General features: G+C 70.0%; 18 protein-coding genes, 1 tRNA gene and 1 other RNA gene. 9 read left to right on the forward strand and 11 right to left on the reverse strand.

Translation table 11 applies throughout. The features are described 5' to 3' along the window. A partial coding sequence (locus Q0C12_RS12125; protein ID WP_290890568.1) for a 4Fe-4S dicluster domain-containing protein occupies positions 1 to 347 on the reverse strand: 347 nt, incomplete at its 3' end. Between the two features lie 99 nt (positions 348 to 446). Between Q0C12_RS12125 and rplM the strand changes: the two genes are divergently transcribed. The 4 genes from rplM (at position 447) to Q0C12_RS12145 (ending at position 2,630) form a co-directional block, all read left to right on the forward strand. After that, positions 447 to 887 (forward strand): 50S ribosomal protein L13, encoded by a 441-nt coding sequence (gene rplM, locus Q0C12_RS12130; protein WP_290890569.1) that lies wholly within the window; start codon positions 447 to 449, stop codon positions 885 to 887. Between the two features lie 9 nt (positions 888 to 896). Continuing rightward, complete coding sequence (gene rpsI / locus Q0C12_RS12135) at positions 897 to 1,289, forward strand: 30S ribosomal protein S9 (RefSeq protein WP_290890570.1); 393 nt, start codon at positions 897 to 899, stop codon at positions 1,287 to 1,289. Positions 1,290 to 1,319: 30 nt separating this feature from the next. Further along, positions 1,320 to 1,393: transfer RNA gene (locus Q0C12_RS12140), tRNA-Gln, on the forward strand. A 178-nt stretch (positions 1,394 to 1,571) separates the two neighbouring features. Beyond that, the gene (locus tag Q0C12_RS12145; RefSeq protein ID WP_290890571.1) at positions 1,572 to 2,630 is read left to right on the forward strand and encodes a cyclic nucleotide-binding domain-containing protein; all 1,059 of its coding nucleotides are present in this window, start codon (positions 1,572 to 1,574) and stop codon (positions 2,628 to 2,630) included. Between the two features lie 168 nt (positions 2,631 to 2,798). On the opposite strand, the gene rpiA is transcribed toward Q0C12_RS12145, so the two are convergent. From rpiA to Q0C12_RS12180, 7 genes are all read right to left on the reverse strand, one after another. Further along, entirely contained in the window at positions 2,799 to 3,452 is a 654-nt protein-coding gene (gene rpiA / locus Q0C12_RS12150) for a ribose-5-phosphate isomerase RpiA (protein WP_290890572.1), read from the reverse strand. Positions 3,453 to 3,465: 13 nt separating this feature from the next. Next, positions 3,466 to 3,927 (reverse strand): EVE domain-containing protein, encoded by a 462-nt coding sequence (locus Q0C12_RS12155; protein WP_290890573.1) that lies wholly within the window; start codon positions 3,925 to 3,927, stop codon positions 3,466 to 3,468. Between the two features lie 7 nt (positions 3,928 to 3,934). Then, positions 3,935 to 4,510: a 5-formyltetrahydrofolate cyclo-ligase gene (locus Q0C12_RS12160; protein ID WP_290890574.1), complete on the reverse strand. Its 576-nt coding sequence runs from the start codon at positions 4,508 to 4,510 to the stop codon at positions 3,935 to 3,937. Positions 4,511 to 4,513: 3 nt separating this feature from the next. After that, a non-coding RNA gene (ssrS, locus tag Q0C12_RS12165) (6S RNA) lies at positions 4,514 to 4,699 on the reverse strand. A 60-nt stretch (positions 4,700 to 4,759) separates the two neighbouring features. Next, on the reverse strand, positions 4,760 to 5,053 hold the full coding sequence (locus tag Q0C12_RS12170) for a cell division protein ZapA (protein WP_290890575.1): 294 nt from the start codon (positions 5,051 to 5,053) through the stop codon (positions 4,760 to 4,762). After that, a complete protein-coding gene (locus Q0C12_RS12175; RefSeq protein WP_290890576.1) occupies positions 5,050 to 5,271 on the reverse strand; it encodes a TIGR02449 family protein in 222 nt (73 codons plus the stop codon). Before Q0C12_RS12175 ends, Q0C12_RS12170 begins: the two co-directional genes overlap by 4 nt. Positions 5,272 to 5,304: 33 nt before the next feature. Beyond that, complete coding sequence (locus Q0C12_RS12180) at positions 5,305 to 7,590, reverse strand: GGDEF domain-containing phosphodiesterase (RefSeq protein ID WP_290890577.1); 2,286 nt, start codon at positions 7,588 to 7,590, stop codon at positions 5,305 to 5,307. 159 nt (positions 7,591 to 7,749) lie between these two features. On the opposite strand from Q0C12_RS12180, the gene Q0C12_RS12185 reads away from it, so the two are divergent. Together Q0C12_RS12185 and Q0C12_RS12190 are read left to right on the forward strand one after the other, a co-directional pair. Next, positions 7,750 to 8,301, forward strand: a complete 552-nt coding sequence (locus Q0C12_RS12185) for a UPF0149 family protein (RefSeq protein ID WP_290890578.1) — start codon at positions 7,750 to 7,752, stop codon at positions 8,299 to 8,301. A gap of 7 nt (positions 8,302 to 8,308) precedes the next feature. Then, complete coding sequence (locus tag Q0C12_RS12190; protein WP_290890579.1) at positions 8,309 to 9,619, forward strand: aminopeptidase P N-terminal domain-containing protein; 1,311 nt, start codon at positions 8,309 to 8,311, stop codon at positions 9,617 to 9,619. A 98-nt stretch (positions 9,620 to 9,717) separates the two neighbouring features. Here the strand turns inward: Q0C12_RS12190 and Q0C12_RS12195 are convergent, their stop codons facing one another. Both Q0C12_RS12195 and Q0C12_RS12200 read right to left on the reverse strand, forming a co-directional pair. Next, positions 9,718 to 10,143 carry a DNA polymerase III subunit chi gene (locus Q0C12_RS12195; RefSeq protein WP_290890580.1) on the reverse strand — a complete coding sequence of 142 codons (426 nt, stop codon included), beginning with the start codon at positions 10,141 to 10,143 and terminating at the stop codon, positions 9,718 to 9,720. 1 nt (position 10,144) lies between these two features. Then, positions 10,145 to 11,617, reverse strand: coding sequence for a leucyl aminopeptidase (locus Q0C12_RS12200; protein ID WP_290890581.1), 1,473 nt, complete (start codon positions 11,615 to 11,617; stop codon positions 10,145 to 10,147). A 127-nt stretch (positions 11,618 to 11,744) separates the two neighbouring features. On the opposite strand from Q0C12_RS12200, the gene lptF reads away from it, so the two are divergent. Together lptF and lptG are read left to right on the forward strand one after the other, a co-directional pair. Next, positions 11,745 to 12,827 (forward strand): LPS export ABC transporter permease LptF, encoded by a 1,083-nt coding sequence (gene lptF, locus Q0C12_RS12205; RefSeq protein WP_290890582.1) that lies wholly within the window; start codon positions 11,745 to 11,747, stop codon positions 12,825 to 12,827. Beyond that, on the forward strand, positions 12,824 to 13,927 hold the full coding sequence (gene lptG / locus Q0C12_RS12210; protein ID WP_290890583.1) for an LPS export ABC transporter permease LptG: 1,104 nt from the start codon (positions 12,824 to 12,826) through the stop codon (positions 13,925 to 13,927). Before lptF ends, lptG begins: the two co-directional genes overlap by 4 nt. Positions 13,928 to 13,930: 3 nt before the next feature. Here the strand turns inward: lptG and Q0C12_RS12215 are convergent, their stop codons facing one another. Then, positions 13,931 to 14,377 carry an RDD family protein gene (locus Q0C12_RS12215; RefSeq protein WP_290890584.1) on the reverse strand — a complete coding sequence of 149 codons (447 nt, stop codon included), beginning with the start codon at positions 14,375 to 14,377 and terminating at the stop codon, positions 13,931 to 13,933. 45 nt (positions 14,378 to 14,422) lie between these two features. Between Q0C12_RS12215 and xerD the strand changes: the two genes are divergently transcribed. Continuing rightward, positions 14,423 to 15,376, forward strand: coding sequence for a site-specific tyrosine recombinase XerD (gene xerD / locus Q0C12_RS12220; RefSeq protein ID WP_290890585.1), 954 nt, complete (start codon positions 14,423 to 14,425; stop codon positions 15,374 to 15,376). Positions 15,377 to 15,580: the final 204 nt, after the last annotated feature.

Raw genomic sequence — 15,580 nt, forward strand, 5'->3', positions numbered from 1 at the left:
CGCTCCCGCCGCGGCGGCGGGGTTCGCTGGGCCTGCGCGGCCCGGGCGCCCAGCAGCAGCGCGCCGTACTCGACGCCGGCGGGGCAGGCCTGCTCGCAGCGGCGGCAGCCCAGGCAGTGGTCCAGGTGGAGGTCGCCGGCAGGCGTGGGCGCGAGCTGGCCCGAGGCGGTGGCGCGGATGTAGGCTATGCGGCCCCGCGGGGATTCGGCCTCGCTGCGGTCCAGCCCGTACGTGGGGCAGTGGGGCAGGCAGAGCCCGCATTGCACGCAGCGGTCGGCCAGCGCCACCAGGCCGGCGGCAGCCGCCAAGGGCGCGGGACGGGGGGCCGTTTCAGGCGGCGTGGGCATGCCGGAATGCTAACACGGGGTTAATCCGGGCTTGCACGGGCCCAAAAGGGCCGCTATCATTCCGCCTCTTTCCACCCCGATTTCTATTTTGGAGCCGTCATGAAGACCATGACCGTCAGCGCCAACGCCCAGACCGTCAAGCAAGACTGGTACGTGGTCGATGCCAGCGGCAAGACCCTGGGCCGCCTGTGCTCGGAACTCGCGCGCCGTCTGCGCGGCAAGCACAAGCCGGAGTACACCCCGCACGTTGACACGGGTGACTACCTCGTCGTGATCAACGCCGAGAAGATCCACGTCACCGGCAACAAGCTGCAGGACAAGAAGTACCACCGCTTCACCGGCTACGTCGGCAACCTGAAGACCGAGTCCCTCGGCCAGGCCCTCGACGCCCACCCGGAGCGCGTGATCGAGATCGCGGTCAAGGGCATGCTCCCGAAGAACCCGCTCGGCCGCGCCATGTACCGCAAGCTCAAGGTGTACAAGGGCTCGGAGCATCCGCATTCCGCCCAGCAGCCGCAGGCTCTGGACTTCAAGGCTTAAGGCAAAGACATGGCTATCCAGCAGAACTACGGCACCGGCCGTCGCAAGTCCTCCACCGCCCGCGTGTTCATGCGTTCGGGCACCGGCAAGATCGTCGTCAACGGCAAGCCCGTCGACGAGTTCTTCGGCCGCGAGACCTCGCGCATGATCGTGCGCCAGCCGCTGGTCGTCAGCCAGATGGGCGAGAAGTTCGATTTCACCGTCACGGTCGAGGGCGGTGGCATCACCGGCCAGGCCGGCGCCATCCGCCTGGGCATCGCCCGCGCGCTGGTCGAGTACAACGACACCCTGAAGCCGGAACTGCGCAAGGCCGGCCTCATGACCCGCGACGCCCGCGAGGTCGAGCGCAAGAAGGTCGGCCTGCACAAGGCCCGCCGCGCCACCCAGTTCTCGAAGCGCTAATCGTTTCGTAAACTGGCGGCGTCCCCGCATTGGGGGATCGTCTAATGGTAGGACTGCAGACTCTGACTCTGCCTATCTAGGTTCGAATCCTAGTCCCCCAGCCAAAAAGAGAAGGGCCCCCGAACGGGGGCCCTTCTGCTTTTGGCTGGGGGAAAGGCAAGTAGGACCTCGTCCGAGAAAATTGTCCGGAACACAATCGTCGCCGAAGGCGACCCGGCAACCAGCTACCGCAATCCGCCCGACCGGCGATAGACTCGGGCATCCGCTCCCGGAGTCCGCCCCATGCCCGTCCCCGCCGACCACCTGGCCCGCCTCTTCCCGCTCGAATCCCTGCGCCAGGAGACCCGCGACCAGCTGGCCCGCGAGGCCTCGGTGTCCGACTACGGCCGCAACGAGAACGTGTTCGAGGCCGGCGACCTGGACGAGGACACCATCTACCTGCTCGACGGCGAGCTGCGCTGCAACTACCCCGATGGCCGCAGCGTGGCCCACATCGCCAGCGCGCCGCACGGCCGCTACTCGCTCAACGACGCGGTGCCGCGCCGCTTCACCGCCAAGGTGGTGTCGTCTAAGGCGCGGGTGATGCGCGTGGACCGCCGCTACCTCGAGAAGCTGATCACCTGGGACCAGCTCAGCCGCGACGAGAACTACCGCCACTTCGGCTCGGCCCCGGGTGGCAACAACTGGGTGTTCCGCCTGCTGCGCAGCCAGGCCTTCGCGCGCTTGCCCACGGGCAACATCGAGAAGATGTTCCAGCTTTTCGAGCCGGTCAGCGTCAAGCCCAGCGAGATCGTGATGCGCGAGGGCGATGCGCCCGACTATTTCTACGTGGTGCGCGAAGGCACGGCCTCGATCTCGAAGTACCTCGACGGCGCGCCCCAGGTGGTGGCCTACCTTCGCGAGGGCGACACCTTCGGCGAGGACGCGCTGCTGTCGAACCTGCCGCGCAACGCCACCGTGCGCATGATGCAGGGCGGCCAGCTGATGCGGCTCTCGCGCGAGGCCTTCGAGGCGGTGCTCAAGCCGCCGATGCTGTCGTGGGTGCTGCCGGCCGAGGCCGCGCGCCTGGTGCAGGCCGGCGCCGCGCTGCTGGACGTGCGCATGCCGGAAGAACACGCCCAGCGCGCGATCGACGGCTCGGCCAACGTGCCGCTGTACCGCCTGCGCGAGGACATCGCCAACGTGCTGCCCTCGGGCGCGCGCGTGGTCGTCTACTGCAACACCGGCGAGCGCTCCGCCGCGGCGGCGTTCGTGCTCAAGCGCCTGGGCTACGAGGTGAGCGCCTTGCATGGCGGGCTCGGCGCGATGCTGCGCCTGCTGGCCGCCAACGCCACGGCGTGACCGCGTTGGCAGCGATGCGAAATCGGGGTGGACGGCAGTTCCAGCGTGGAGAACCGGCGGGCATTTTTAGGAAATAGTGAAGAGGAGATAGGAGATAGTAAGAGCGGGGTTTCGCTCTTCACTACCTCCTATCTCCTCTTCACTATTTCCTTCTCTTTCCATCACCCACTACCTCGCCACCCCCCGCACCTGCCCATTGATGATGACGTCGTCGGCCGGGCGGGCCGCGAACAGGCCGCAGGCCACCACGCCGACGAGCTGGTTCAACTTCGCTTCCAGCCCCACCGGGTCGGTGATGCGCCAGTGGTGCACGTCGAGGATCCAGTTGCCGTTGTCGGTGGTCACGCCTTCGCGCCACACCGGCTGGCCGCCGAGCTCGACGATGCGGCGCGCGACCAGGCTGCGCGCCATCGGGATCACTTCCACCGGCAGCGGGAACTGGCCCAGCACCTCCACCTGCTTGGCCTCGTCGATGATGCAGATGAAGCGCTCGCTGGCCTCGGCGATGATCTTCTCGCGCGTGAGCGCCGCGCCGCCGCCCTTGATCAGCCGGTTGAACGGGTCGCACTCGTCGGCGCCGTCCACGTAGAGCTTCAGCGGACCGACCGCGTTGAGGTCGAAGACCGGGATGCCGTGCGACTTCAGCTGGCGCGTGCTCTGCTCGGAGCTCGACACCGCGCCTTCGATCCGGTCCTTCATTCGGGCCAGTCCGTCGATGAAGAAGGCCACGGTGGAGCCGGTACCGACGCCGACCACGGTGCCTTCCTCGACGTATTCCAGCGCCTTCTCGGCGGCGAGTTTCTTCTGTGCGTCGCGGGACATCGGTGGCTCCGGCTTATTCCAGGGAAAGGATGTGCTTGTATTGCGCCGCCGTCACCGGCAGCACCGACAGGCGGTTGCCGCGGCGGAGCAGGGCGAAGTCCTCGCCCAGCGTTTCGACCTCGGCGCGCAGTTCGTCCAGCGACACGGTGCGCTTGAAGCGCCGCACGAAGCCGACGTCCACCAGCCACCAGCGCGGCTCCTCCGGCTTGCTGGCGGCGTCGTAGTAGTCGGACTTCTTCTGGAACTGGGTCGGGTCCGGGTAGGCCACCGACACCACTTCCGCCAGCCCGGCCACGCCGGGCACGGCGCAGTTGGAGTGGTAGAACAGGATCCCGTCGCCGACCTTCATGTCCTTCATCATGAAGTTGCGCGCCTGGTAGTTGCGCACGCCGGTCCAGGGCTCGCGGCCCGCCTTCTCCAGGGCCTCGATCGAGAACTCGTCGGGCTCGGACTTCATCAGCCAGTATTTCCTCATGCCGGCATTATCGCCCGAACGCGAGGAGTCCGGCCTCGGTCACGATCGCATCCAGCGGCACGTCCCAGTCCTCGACTGCCAGGCCATCGGCTTCCTGGCAGGCATAGCCGATGCCGACCAGGCGGGGCGGGGCGGCCCGCCCGCGGCGGAAGCCGAAGGCGCGGTCGTAATAGCCGCCGCCCATGCCCAGCCGGGTGCCGTCGCGGCCGAAGCCGAGCAGGGGCAGCAGTACCAGGGTCATCTCGTCCGGGGCCAGCGTGGTTTCGGAAACCGGCTCCGGGATGCCGTAGCGGTTGGGCGCCAGCGGATCGCCCGCGCGCCAGGGCGCGAAGCGCAGGCCGCCGCCGGGCGTGGTCACCGGCAGGCACCAGACCTGGCCGGGCGCGAGGCGCAGCTGCACGGCATGCAGCGGCAGTTCGCCGTTCACGGCCCAGTAGCCGGCGACGTAACCGGGTTCGCGCAGTTCGGGGCGCTCGCCCAGGTGCCGGGCGACGGCATCGGCGGCCGCCAGGCGCTCGCCGGGGCGGAGCGCGGCCCGCCGGGCGCGCAGTTCGGCGCGGAGTTCAGCGCGCGTCGAAGTCAAAGGAGTTCCTCCACCATGCCGATGCGTACGAAACGACCTTGATCCCAGGGATCAAGTGGGTACCCGATCCGCCGCTTCAGGCTTTCCGCAACAGGGCGGACATGCACACCGCGGTCGGGGCGGATTCCCGGGTCGTGTTTATGGGACAAGGCGTAATGTTAGGCACGCTGTCGAACACGGCAGAGGACGGTTGGATTATAGACCCGCGACCTAACGGAAGAGTGAACACCCGAGCCCTTTCGGGAGGAATCAGCGGGGGGCGTCGAACAGGCCGTCGAGCTTGCGGTTGAGTTCGCCCAGGGTGCGGTTGAGCGCCTGGTCGCGCTGTTCGGCGGCCTGCTTGAGCTGCTGCAGCTCGTGCGCCAGGTTCAAGGCGGTCAGCACCGCCACGCGGTCGATCGCCGCCATGCGGTTGCTGCCGCGCACCTCGCGCATGCGGGCGTCGAGCAGCTGCGCGGCCGCCACCAGGCTGTCGCGTTCGGACGGCTCGACGCCGACGGTGTATTCGCGGTCGAGGATCTTGACGTTGACCGGCTCGCTCACGCGTTGTGCTCCAGCGACTTCAGGCGCGTGATCATGGCTTCCACCCGCGAGCGGGCCTGCTCGTTCTTGTTCAGCAGCTGGGCGCGCTCGGCCACCAGTTGTTCCTGGCCCTGGCGCAGGCTCTTGTTTTCCTCGAGCAGCCGGCGATGCTGCTCCGCCAGGCGCTCGAAGCGCTCGGCCAGGGCCTGCAGCTGGGCTATGGGATCGTTCGGGCTCATCGCGGCCACCTTAGGCGGGGCGGGGGGAGGGGGTCAATACGGCGCCGGGATGGCGGCCACGGTGCCGGGCTGCCAGCTGCGGATGAAGGCCAGGCAGCGGTGCGAATCCAGCGGCGGCGACAGCCAGAAACCCTGGATCTCGTCGCAGCCCTGTTCGCGCAGGTAGCTCAGCTGCTGCTCGCTTTCCACGCCCTCGGCGATCACGTTCAGGCCCAGCGAATGGCCCATGGTGATGACGGTGGCGGTGATGGCCTCGTCGTCCGGGTCGCGGGTGAGGTCGCCGATGAACTCCTTGTCGATCTTGAGCGTGTCGATCGGCAGGCGCTTGAGGTAGACCAGCGAGGAGTAGCCGGTGCCGAAGTCGTCGATGGCCAGCGTGATGCCGAGCTTGCGCAACTCGTTGAGTACGTGGGTGGTCTGCTCGGCGTTCTGCATCACCATCGATTCGGTGACTTCCAGCTCGATGCGGTTGGCCGGCACGCCCAAATCGTGGATCAGGCTGCGCAGGGTGAGCGGCAGGTTGCCGCGCAGCAGCTGGAGCACCGAGACGTTGATGCCGATCGAGATCTCGTTCAGGCCGTGGCCGCGCCAGCGCTTGAGGGTCTGCAGCGCTTCGTTGAGCACCCAGTCGCCGATCTGCAGGATCAGGCCCGACTCCTCCGCCAGCGGGATGAACACGGTGGGCGGGATTTCGCCCAGCTCGGCACTGTGCCAGCGCAGCAGCGCCTCGACGCCGGTGATGCGGCCGTCGGCCAGCGCCATGCGCGGCTGGTACACGAGCCGGAACTCGCCGCGGTCGAGCGCCTTGCGCAGCGAAGCAAGCACGGTGGCGCGCCGGCGCGATTCGGCGTCCATGGTCTCGTTGTAGATCTGGTAGGTGTTCCGGCCCTCGGCCTTGGCCTGGTACATGGCCGTGTCGGAGTACTTCAACAGGTCGGTGGGCACCAGCGCGTGGTCGGGGTAGAGGCTGATGCCAAGCGAGGGCGTGATCGACACATCGTGCCGCTCGTCCACTTCCAGCGGCATCGAGAACGCGGTGAGGATCTCGCGCGCCATGCGCTCCACCGCCGGGATCGACTCCACGTCCTCCAGCACCACGGTGAACTCGTCGCCGCCCAGGCGCGCGACCGTGTCCGAGGCGCCGACGGTGGCCTGCAGGCGCGTCGCCGCGGCCTTGAGCAGGCGGTCGCCGGCGGCGTGGCCGAGCGAGTCGTTGATGTCCTTGAAGCGGTCGAGGTCGAGGAACAGCACCGCCACCCGCGTTTCCTGCCGGCGCGCCCGCACGATGGCGCGGCCCAGGCGCTCGCTCAGCAGCGCGCGGTTGGGCAGGCCGGTCAGCGTGTCGTAGTTGGCCAGGTAGCGCAGCTCCTGCTCGGCGCGCTTCTTGTCGGTGATGTCATTGACCACCGCGACGAAGTGGCTGCGCAGGCCCATCGCGTCGCGCACCTCGCTCATCTCGATCCAGCCCAGGAACTCCTCGCCGTCCTTGCGCTTCTGCCACATCTCGCCGGCCCAGTGGCCGGTGCGCTCGAGCACGTCCCGCACGCGCCGGTAGAACTCGGCGCTGTGCTGGCTCGAATCGAGCAGGCGGCTGTTCTGGCCGATCACCTCTTCCTCGCTGTAGCCGGTGATGCGCGAGAAGGCCGGGTTCACCGAGATGAAGCGGAAATCGAGGTCGATCACCGCCACCGCTTCGCTCATCGAGCGCAGCACCTCGAGCGCGACGCGGCGCTCGCGCTCGGCGCGGCGGATGATGGTGATGTCGCGGGCGGTGCCGGCCATGCGCAGCGGGCTGCCGCTGGCATCGCGCTCGACCACCTTGCCGCGCGAGCGCACCCAGACCCATTCGCCCCGCGCGTTGCGGATGCGGTGCTCGGACTCGAATACGTCGCTGTGCCCGACGATGTGCTCCTGCAGCAGCTTCTGCACCCGCGGCAGGTCCTCGGGGTGGATCGAATGCGTGCGCCAGTCGTCGGTGCTCAGCTCTTCGCGGCTGCCCTGGCCCAGCAGCTGGTTGGCGCCCAGTCGGTAGAGGCTGTTCTCGCGGATGTTCCAGTCCCAGAACTCGTCGCCCGAGCCCCACAGCGCCAGGTTCAGGCGCTCCTCGCGCTCGCGTATCTCGCCGAGCAGGGAGGTCTCCTGGCGCCGGCGGTGGGTCCAGACCCGCCACAGCAGCCAGCCCAGGAACAGGGCGATGGTGAACAGCACCAACTGCAGCACGAAGCCGGAATCCGTCGCGGGCGTGGCCTGGGCATGGACGACCGCGGGCACCAGCATCGCCCCGAGGGCGCAGGCCGCGGGGCCTCGCCCCGGACGCATGCCACTGATTCGCGAACGCGCCATTGGGCCCGGATTTCCCCTGATTACGATTACCCCAGAACCCGGGCAGTGTAGGGTGGCGCTAACACCGCCACAAGCGCCGTCCGGCCCATGCCGGCCGGCCTTGCTAGAATGCGGCATCCCGCCAGCGCCGAACCCATGCCAGACGCCCAATTGCCCGAACACGCCGAACTCGTCGCCGAACTCCAGGGCCTGGAGGCCGGCCTCGAGCCCTGCGAGCTGCACGGCTCGCTGTGCGGCTACCTGTCGGGCGGCGGCAAGCATGATCGGCGCACCTGGTTCGCCCAGGTGATGGCCGACCCGCTGCTGTCCGCGCCGGACGCGGAGGGCGCGCTGGACCGCCTGTACTCGGCCAGCACCCGCCAGCTGGAATCCCCCGATTTCGAGTTCGAACTGCTGCTGCCGGCGGAAGGCCGGCCCGTCAGCGAACGCGGCGACGGCTTGGTGGCCTGGTGTCGCGGCTTCCTTGGCGGCTTCGGCCTGGCTACCGGCGCCAAGCCGCCGCTGTCGGAGGAATCCGAGGAGGCGCTGGGCGACATCGCCCGCATCGCCGCCAGCGACCTGAGCTACGAGGACCCGGAGGCCGACGCCGCCGCGCTCGAGGAAGTGTCCGAGTTCATCCGGGTGGCGGTGATGCTGCTGCACAGCGACTGCGTGCTGGGTCCGCGGCACCGCCGCAAGCTCAACTGAGGCCGCCATGGTCAAGGCCGCCGAGTTCGCCCGCCGCCGCAAGCAGCTCATGCGCATGGCGGACGACGACGCCATCATCATCCTGCCCAGCGCGCCGCTGCGCGTGCGCAGCCACGACACGCACTTTCCCTACCGCCAGGACAGCGACTTCTGGTACATGTCCGGCTTCCCCGAGCCCGAGGCGGTGCTGGTGCTGGTGCCGGGCCGCAAGCACGGCGAGACGCTGCTGTTCTGCCGCGAGCGCGACGCCGAGCGCGAGGCCTGGGATGGCCCGCGCGCCGGGCCGGAAGGCGCGGTGGACCGGCACGGCTTCGACGATGCCTACCCGATTGCCGATCTCGACGAGATCCTGCCCGGGCTGCTCGAGGGACGCTCGCGCGTCTACTACCACTTCGGGCGCGACACCGAGTTCGACCTCAAGCTGATCGGCTGGGTCAACCGGGTGCGTTCGCAGGTGCGCCAGGGTGCGCAGCCGCCGCATGAATTCCTCGAGCTGGGCCACCTGCTGCACGAACTGCGCCTGTTCAAGAGCGCGGCCGAGATCAGGCTGATGCGCGAATCCGCCCGCATCGCCTGCGAGGCGCAGCGCGCCGCGATGCTGGCCACCCGCCCGGGCGGTCGCGAGTACGAGGTGGAGGCCGCGCTGCACTACGTGTACCGCCGCAACAACGCGGTCGCCGCCTACGAGCCGATCGTCGGCTCGGGCCCGAACGCCTGCGTGCTGCACTACCGCGACAACAATGCGCCCACCGCCGACGGCGACCTGCTGCTCTGCGACGCCGGCGCCGAATACGCCAGCTACGCCTCCGACATCACCCGCACCTGGCCGGTGAACGGCCGCTACTCGAAGGAGCAGCGCGCGCTGTACGACGTGGTGATGGCGGCGCAGTCGGCCGCGCTCGACCAGGCACGCCCTGGCCAGCCCTGGATCGCGGGCCACGACGCGGCGGTGCAGGTGCTCACCGAGGGCCTGCTGTCGCTGGGCCTGCTCAAGGGTTCGCTGAAGTCCGCCCTGGCCAGCGGCGCGTACAAGAAGTTCTACCGGCACAAGACCGGCCACTGGCTGGGCCTGGACGTGCACGACGTGGGCGAATACAAGCTCGCCGGCGAGTTCCGCGAGCTCGAGCCCGGCATGGTCTTCACCATCGAGCCCGGCCTCTACATCGCCCCGGGCACCAAGGGCGTCCCCGCGAAGTGGCAGGGCATCGGCATTCGCATCGAGGACGACGTCCTGGTGACCGGCGAGGGGCACGAGGTGCTGACCGAGGGGGTGCCGAAGGCGGTTGGTGAGATCGAGGCGTTGCTGGCGCAGCGCTGAAGGCCGGGAACTAGTGAAGAGGAACTAGGAACTAGTAAGGGCGTGCACGCCTTTGCTTTTCACTAGTTCCTATTTCCTATTCACTATTTCCTTTTTCCCTACATATCGTGTTTCGCGACGTCCAGCCCGCGTGCGACGTATTGCTTCCAGCGTTCGCGCAGCGGCCCGCGCGCGGAGTCGTCCGCGGGGACGACTTCCAGCACGCGGTCGAAGCCATCCGGCACCGCCGCATCGCGGAGGTTGAGCACCAGCGGGCGCAGCGCGGCGTCGTGCTCCGGCGCGGCGATCAGCACCGGCACTTCGTCCTCGTCCTCGTCGGCGCCGACGATCTGGTGCGGCACGTAGGCGTCTGGGTCGAAGGACCAGAGCAGGTCGTCCAGCATTTCGGCCTGGGCCGCCGACGCGCACAGCACCAGCATCGGCAGGCCGGCGTCGCTGGCCTTGCGCGCCAGCTCGCAGGCGAGCAGCAGCGGCTGCTCGCGGAAGCGGGGCTTGCCGATCAGGTAGAAATCGGCGCGCGCCACGTCAGCCGGCCTGGTCGATCAGCCACTGCGTGAGCAGGCCGACCGGGCGGCCGCTGGCCAGGCCCTTGCGGCCGTCGCCGTTGGCGACGCCGGCGATGTCCAGGTGGGCCCAGCGCTGGCCTTCGGTGAAGCGGGCCAGGAAGCAACCGGCGGTGATGGCGCCGGCGTTCTTGCCGCCGATGTTGTAGACGTCGGCGAAGGCCGACTCGAGCTGGGTCTGGTACTCGTCCCACAGCGGCAGGCGCCAGGCGCGGTCGAACACGGTGTCGCCGGCCGCCAGCAGTTCGTCGGCCAGGTCGTCGTGCTTGCTCATCAGGCCGGCGGCGAACTTGCCCAGCGCGACCACGCAGGCGCCAGTGAGGGTGGCGACGTCGACGGTGGCCTGCGGCTCGTACTTCTGCACGTAGGTCAGCGCGTCGCACAGGATCAGGCGGCCCTCGGCGTCGGTGTTGCCGACCTCGATGGTCTTGCCCGACATCGAGGTGAGGATGTCGCTCGGGCGGTAGGCGTCGGCGTCTGGCATGTTCTCGACCGCCGGCACCACCATCACCAGGTTGACCGGCAGCTGCATCTTCGCCACGGCGGCGAAGGTGCCGATCACGGTGGCGGCGCCGCACATGTCGAACTTCATTTCCTCGATGCCGCCCTGCACCTTCAGGTTGATGCCGCCGGTGTCGAAGGTGATGCCCTTGCCGACCAGCGCGTGCGGCCGGGCCTTGCCGGCGCCGGTGTAGCGCAGCACCACCAGCCGCGGCGGGTTGGCCGAGCCGCGGGCCACGGCCAGCAGCGAGCCCATGCCCAGCTTCTCCATGTCGGCGCGCTCGAGGATCTCGGCCTCGACATTGGCGTGCTCGGCGGCGATCCGGCGGGCGGTGTCGGCCAGGTAGCCGGGGTTGCAGATGTTCGGCGGCAGGTTGCCCAGTTCACGCGCCAGCTCGACGCCGGCGGCGATGGCGACGCCGCGCTCGAAGTCGGCACGCTGCGCGTCGGCGCCCAGCACGGCGAGCTTGGCCAGCCCGGCGTCTTCCTTCTTGCTGCGGGTGGCGGTGTAGCGGTAGGCGGCGTGGTCGGCGGCGATCACCGCCTGGCGCACGTTCCAGCCGGCATCGCGGCCGCCGACCGCGATCTCGGGCAGCGTGAGCAGGGCGCTGTCGGCCGGGCCGGTGCGCAGCGCGCGCACGGCGTCGGCCACGGCCTTGAGGTACTGCGGCACGCCGAACTTGCCGGCCTCGCCCAGGCCCACCACCAGCACGCGGGGCGCGGCGATGCCGGGCACGTCGGGTAGCAGGGCGGTGCGGCCGGTCTTGCCCGACAGGTCGCCGCGGGCGGCGAGGGCGGCGAGCTTGCCGCCGCTGGCCTGGTCCACGGCCTGGCCCGAGGGCGCGAAGCGTCCGTCGGCGAACAGGCCCACCACCAAACAATCGGTGGCGGCGGTGGCGGGATCGGCGGGGTTCAGTTGAAATTCGAGGGCCATGGTCTGGGATTCCGTACAATCGAAGGGGATTCGGGGCGGGCAAGCCAATTGTGGCGGCCCGCCGTGATGACCCCGCGATTCTAGCAACTCAGCCCCACGCCCACCCCGCCCCGGCCAGGACGCCCCATTGCTGCTGATCGAACGCTACCTGCTGCGCCAGTTCGTCCTCAGCGTGGCCGCCGTGGCCGCGATCCTGCTGATGGTCGGCCTGGGCGGCCTGCTGGTGGACCTGATGTCCGACATCGCCCGCGGCCAGGTGCCGGCCGCGCTGCTGCTGTCGCAGCTGGGCCTGCGCTCGCTGCAGGTACTGCCGCTGCTGATGCCGCTGGCGCTGTTCGTCGGCCTGCTGCTGGCCGTGGGCCACCTCTACGGCGACAGCGAGATGGCCGTGCTGTCCTCGGTCGGCCTGGGCCCGCAGAAGCTCTGGCGTCCGCTGCTGCTGGTCACGCTGCCGGTGGCGGCGATCGTGGCCCTGAGTTCGCTGTGGCTGGCGCCGGCCGGTGCACGCATCGCCCGTGACATGATCGAGACCGCCAACCGCAGCTTCCTGGTCGCCGGGCTCGAGGCCGGGCGCTTCCTCGAGCTGCCCGGCCGCGCCGGCATCCTCTACGTCGGCGAGCTGAGCAGCGACGGCACCCGCTTCCGGCAAATGTTCGTGCAGTCCGAGCGCGACGGCCGCCTGGACGTGATCACCGCCCGCGACGGCGAGATCTTCTTCGACGAGGAGACCGGCCGCTTCCTTCGCCTGCGCGACGGCTTCCGGGTCGAAGGCACGCCGACGACCAAGGATTTCCGGCTGATGCGCTTCGACCAGAACGAGGTGCGCATCCCCGACCGCGAGGTCGAGGCGGAGGCCGACGAAATCGAGGCCCGCCGCACCAACGACCTGTGGATGCAGACCGATGCCCCGGCGCGGGCCGAGCTGCACTGGCGCATCGCCACGCCGCTGCTGACGCTGGCGCTGGGCTTCCTGGCGATGCCGCTGGGCCGCGGCGAGCCGCGCCAGGCGCGCTATGGCCGCATCCTCGCGGCGCTGCTGATCTACATCAATGCGATGGCCCTGCTGATGCTGGGCAAGGGCTGGCTGGCCACCGGCACCCTGCCTTCCTGGGTCGGCCTGTGGTGGCTGCTGCTGCCTATGGCGCTGCTGGCCGGCTGGCTGTTCCGCACCGACGGCCGCCTGCGCCGCCCGCGGCCGGTGGCGGCATGATCCCGAACCTTCGCCCGCGCATCGTCGACCTGTACCTCGCGCGCACCGTGCTGGTGACGGCGCTGGCGACCTGGGCCGTGCTGCTGGGCTTCGACCTGATGACGGCGCTGTTCAACGAACTCGACGAGATCGGCGAGGGCGGCTACACGCTCAGCCATGCCGTGCTGTACACCGCCTACACGGCGCCGCGGCGCATGTACGAACTGTTCCCGACCGTGGCCCTGATCGGCTGCGTGCTGGGCCTGGGCGGGCTGTCGGCGCGCTCCGAGCTCACGGCGATGCGCTCGGCAGGCATGTCGCGCCTGCGCATCGGCCTGGGCTCGCTGCTGTCGCTGGGCCTGCTGACCCTGCTGATGATGGTGAACGCCGAGACCATCGCGCCGCGCGGCGAGCAGAGCGCACAGGCCGTGGCGAACGCGGCCAAGTCCGGCGACATGATCGTCGCCCGCGTCTCCGGCCTGTGGCTGCGCGAGGGCAACGTCTACCTCAATGCCCGCAACGGCGTGCGCCGCGAGACCGACGCCGGCAACTGGACCGAGCTGCAGGGCGTGCGCCTGTTCGAGTTCGACGACGAAGGCCGGCTGCTCTCGCTGGCCGAGGCCCGCCTGGCCGAGCACCGCGAGGACGGCTGGCGCCTGCGCGACGTCACTCGCGCGCGCTTCACGGGCCGGTCGGTCGCCAGCGAAACCGTCGCCGAAGAGCGCTGGGACACCGCGCTCGACGCCGAGGCCCTGGCCTCGGCGGCCAAGCGCCCGCGCTACCTGAGCGCGGCCGAGCTGCAGCGCAACATCGAGTACCTCGAGCGCAACGGGCTCGACCCCAAGGCGTTCCAGAACGCCTACTGGGCGCGCTGGTACTACCCGGTGAACGTGGCGGTGCTGTGCCTGGCGGCGCTGCCGTTCGCGTTCGGCTCGCTGCGCTCGGGCGGTTTCGGCAAGCGGCTGTTCATCGCCATCGTCATCGGCGTTGCCTACCTGCTGGCGCAGCGGCTGGTGGTGAGCCTGTCGGACGTCTACGACTTCGATGCGCGCCTGGCCTACCTGCTGCCGCCGGTGGCGCTGCTCGGCCTGTGCTGGGGCCTGTTCGCGCGCCGCGAGTAGCGCTCAGCGCTGCAGGCGTACCAGCACGGTGCCGCTGGCCAGGTCATGCCAGGTGCGGCGGTCACGGTCCACCAGCGACCACAGGAAGCCCAGGCCGCCCGCGGCCAGCGACACGATCGCCACTGCGTAGCGAAGCCAGAGCTTGCCGGCCGACGCCAGCTTGCCGTCCGGCGTGGTCACCTTCAGCCGCCACGGGCGCATGCCCAGCGTCTGCCCGACGCGCCGCCACGACCACACGGCGTACAGGCCACTCACGCCCGCGCAGGCCAGCCACAGCACGAACTGCCCGAGGCTCCACGGCGCGAACGCCTCGTGGCTGGGGCGCAGCAACAGCGCCACGCCGCTGACGGCGAACCAGAGCGCGATGTTCGGCATCGCGTCGTAGACCAGGGCGAGCACGCGCCAGGCCAGGTTGGCGGGGCGTGCGGTGGGGGCGGCGGCGTCGTTCATGCGCACAGCATAGCGGCGTGGCCGGGGCCTCGCTAAGCTGTCGCGATGCCATCCCCGCGCCCCGCCGACCGTCGCGCACGTGCCCAGGCGCTGCCGCCGGCGGCGCCGCAGGACGCGCGCGCGATCGCCGGCTTCCTCGACCGCGCCTGGGCCGAGTCGGGGTTGTCGAAGCTCACGCTCGACAGCTACCGGCGCGATCTCGAGGGGCTGGCGCGCTGGCTGGCCACGCGTGGCCGCGACCTGGCCAGCGTGGATCGCGAAGCGCTCTACGACTACCTCTCGCGCCGCACCACCGAGGGCTACGCCGCGCGCAGCAACGCCCGCCTGCTGTCCGCACTGCGTGCCTTCTACGGCCAGCAGGTGCGCCTGGGCCTGCGCGAGGCCGACCCGACGGCGCTGCTCGATCCGCCCAAGCTGCGCCGCGCGCTGCCCAAGGCCCTGTCCGAGAGCGAGGTCGAGGCGCTGATCAACGCGCCCGACACCACCACGCCGGCCGGGCTGCGCGACCGCGCCATGGTCGAGCTGATGTACGCCACCGGACTGCGCGTGAGCGAGCTGGTGAACCTGCCCGCCACCGCGTTGAACCTGCGCCAGGGCGTGGTGCGGGTGATGGGCAAGGGCAGCAAGGAGCGTCTGGTGCCGCTGGGCGAGGAGGCACAGCACTGGCTGGAGCGCTACATCGCCGATGCCCGGCCGGCGCTGGCGGGTGGCCGGGCGGCGGCGCCGCTGTTCCTGGGCCGGGGCGGCGAGGCCATCAGCCGCCAGCAGTTCTGGAACGTGGTCAAGCGGCTCGCGCTGCTGGCGGGCATCGACCCGGCCAAGGCCAGCCCGCACGGCCTGCGGCACAGCTTCGCCACCCACCTGCTCAACCACGGCGCCGACCTTCGCGCGCTGCAGATGCTGCTGGGCCACAGCTCGCTGTCCACCACCCAGATCTACACCCTGGTCGCGCGTGAAGGCCTCAAGCGCCTGCACCAGCAGCACCACCCCCGTGCCTGAAGCCCCGCCACCCGTGCCACAATCGCCGAACTTTCCGCCCCGGCCGCGGTCGTAACCGCACCCGATTCCGAAGGACGCCCGAATGATCCGTCGCACCCTGCCCGTCGCCCTCCTGCTGAGCCTCACCGCCTGCGCCGCCGAGCCGCAGACGACCGACGGGGCCGCCCCGACGCCTGCCGCGGCCGCCGCGGCCCCGGCGACCGC

The sequence above is a fragment of the Arenimonas sp. genome, assembly GCF_022842045.1.
Classification (GTDB): Bacteria; Pseudomonadota; Gammaproteobacteria; order Xanthomonadales; family Xanthomonadaceae; genus Arenimonas.

Bases quoted from the DNA above. Each gene is read 5' to 3' on its own strand.
- rplM (WP_290890569.1), top strand. From the start codon at position 447: ATGAAGACCATGACCGTCAGCGCCAACGCCCAGACCGTCAAGCAAGAC.
- rpsI (WP_290890570.1), top strand. From the start codon at position 897: ATGGCTATCCAGCAGAACTACGGCACCGGCCGTCGCAAGTCCTCCACC.
- Q0C12_RS12145 (WP_290890571.1), top strand. From the start codon at position 1,572: ATGCCCGTCCCCGCCGACCACCTGGCCCGCCTCTTCCCGCTCGAATCC.
- rpiA (WP_290890572.1), bottom strand. From the start codon at position 3,452: ATGTCCCGCGACGCACAGAAGAAACTCGCCGCCGAGAAGGCGCTGGAA.
- Q0C12_RS12155 (WP_290890573.1), bottom strand. From the start codon at position 3,927: ATGAGGAAATACTGGCTGATGAAGTCCGAGCCCGACGAGTTCTCGATC.
- Q0C12_RS12175 (WP_290890576.1), bottom strand. From the start codon at position 5,271: ATGAGCCCGAACGATCCCATAGCCCAGCTGCAGGCCCTGGCCGAGCGC.
- Q0C12_RS12180 (WP_290890577.1), bottom strand. From the start codon at position 7,590: ATGCGTCCGGGGCGAGGCCCCGCGGCCTGCGCCCTCGGGGCGATGCTG.
- Q0C12_RS12185 (WP_290890578.1), top strand. From the start codon at position 7,750: ATGCCAGACGCCCAATTGCCCGAACACGCCGAACTCGTCGCCGAACTC.
- Q0C12_RS12190 (WP_290890579.1), top strand. From the start codon at position 8,309: ATGGTCAAGGCCGCCGAGTTCGCCCGCCGCCGCAAGCAGCTCATGCGC.
- Q0C12_RS12200 (WP_290890581.1), bottom strand. From the start codon at position 11,617: ATGGCCCTCGAATTTCAACTGAACCCCGCCGATCCCGCCACCGCCGCC.
- lptG (WP_290890583.1), top strand. From the start codon at position 12,824: ATGATCCCGAACCTTCGCCCGCGCATCGTCGACCTGTACCTCGCGCGC.
- Q0C12_RS12215 (WP_290890584.1), bottom strand. From the start codon at position 14,377: ATGAACGACGCCGCCGCCCCCACCGCACGCCCCGCCAACCTGGCCTGG.
- xerD (WP_290890585.1), top strand. From the start codon at position 14,423: ATGCCATCCCCGCGCCCCGCCGACCGTCGCGCACGTGCCCAGGCGCTG.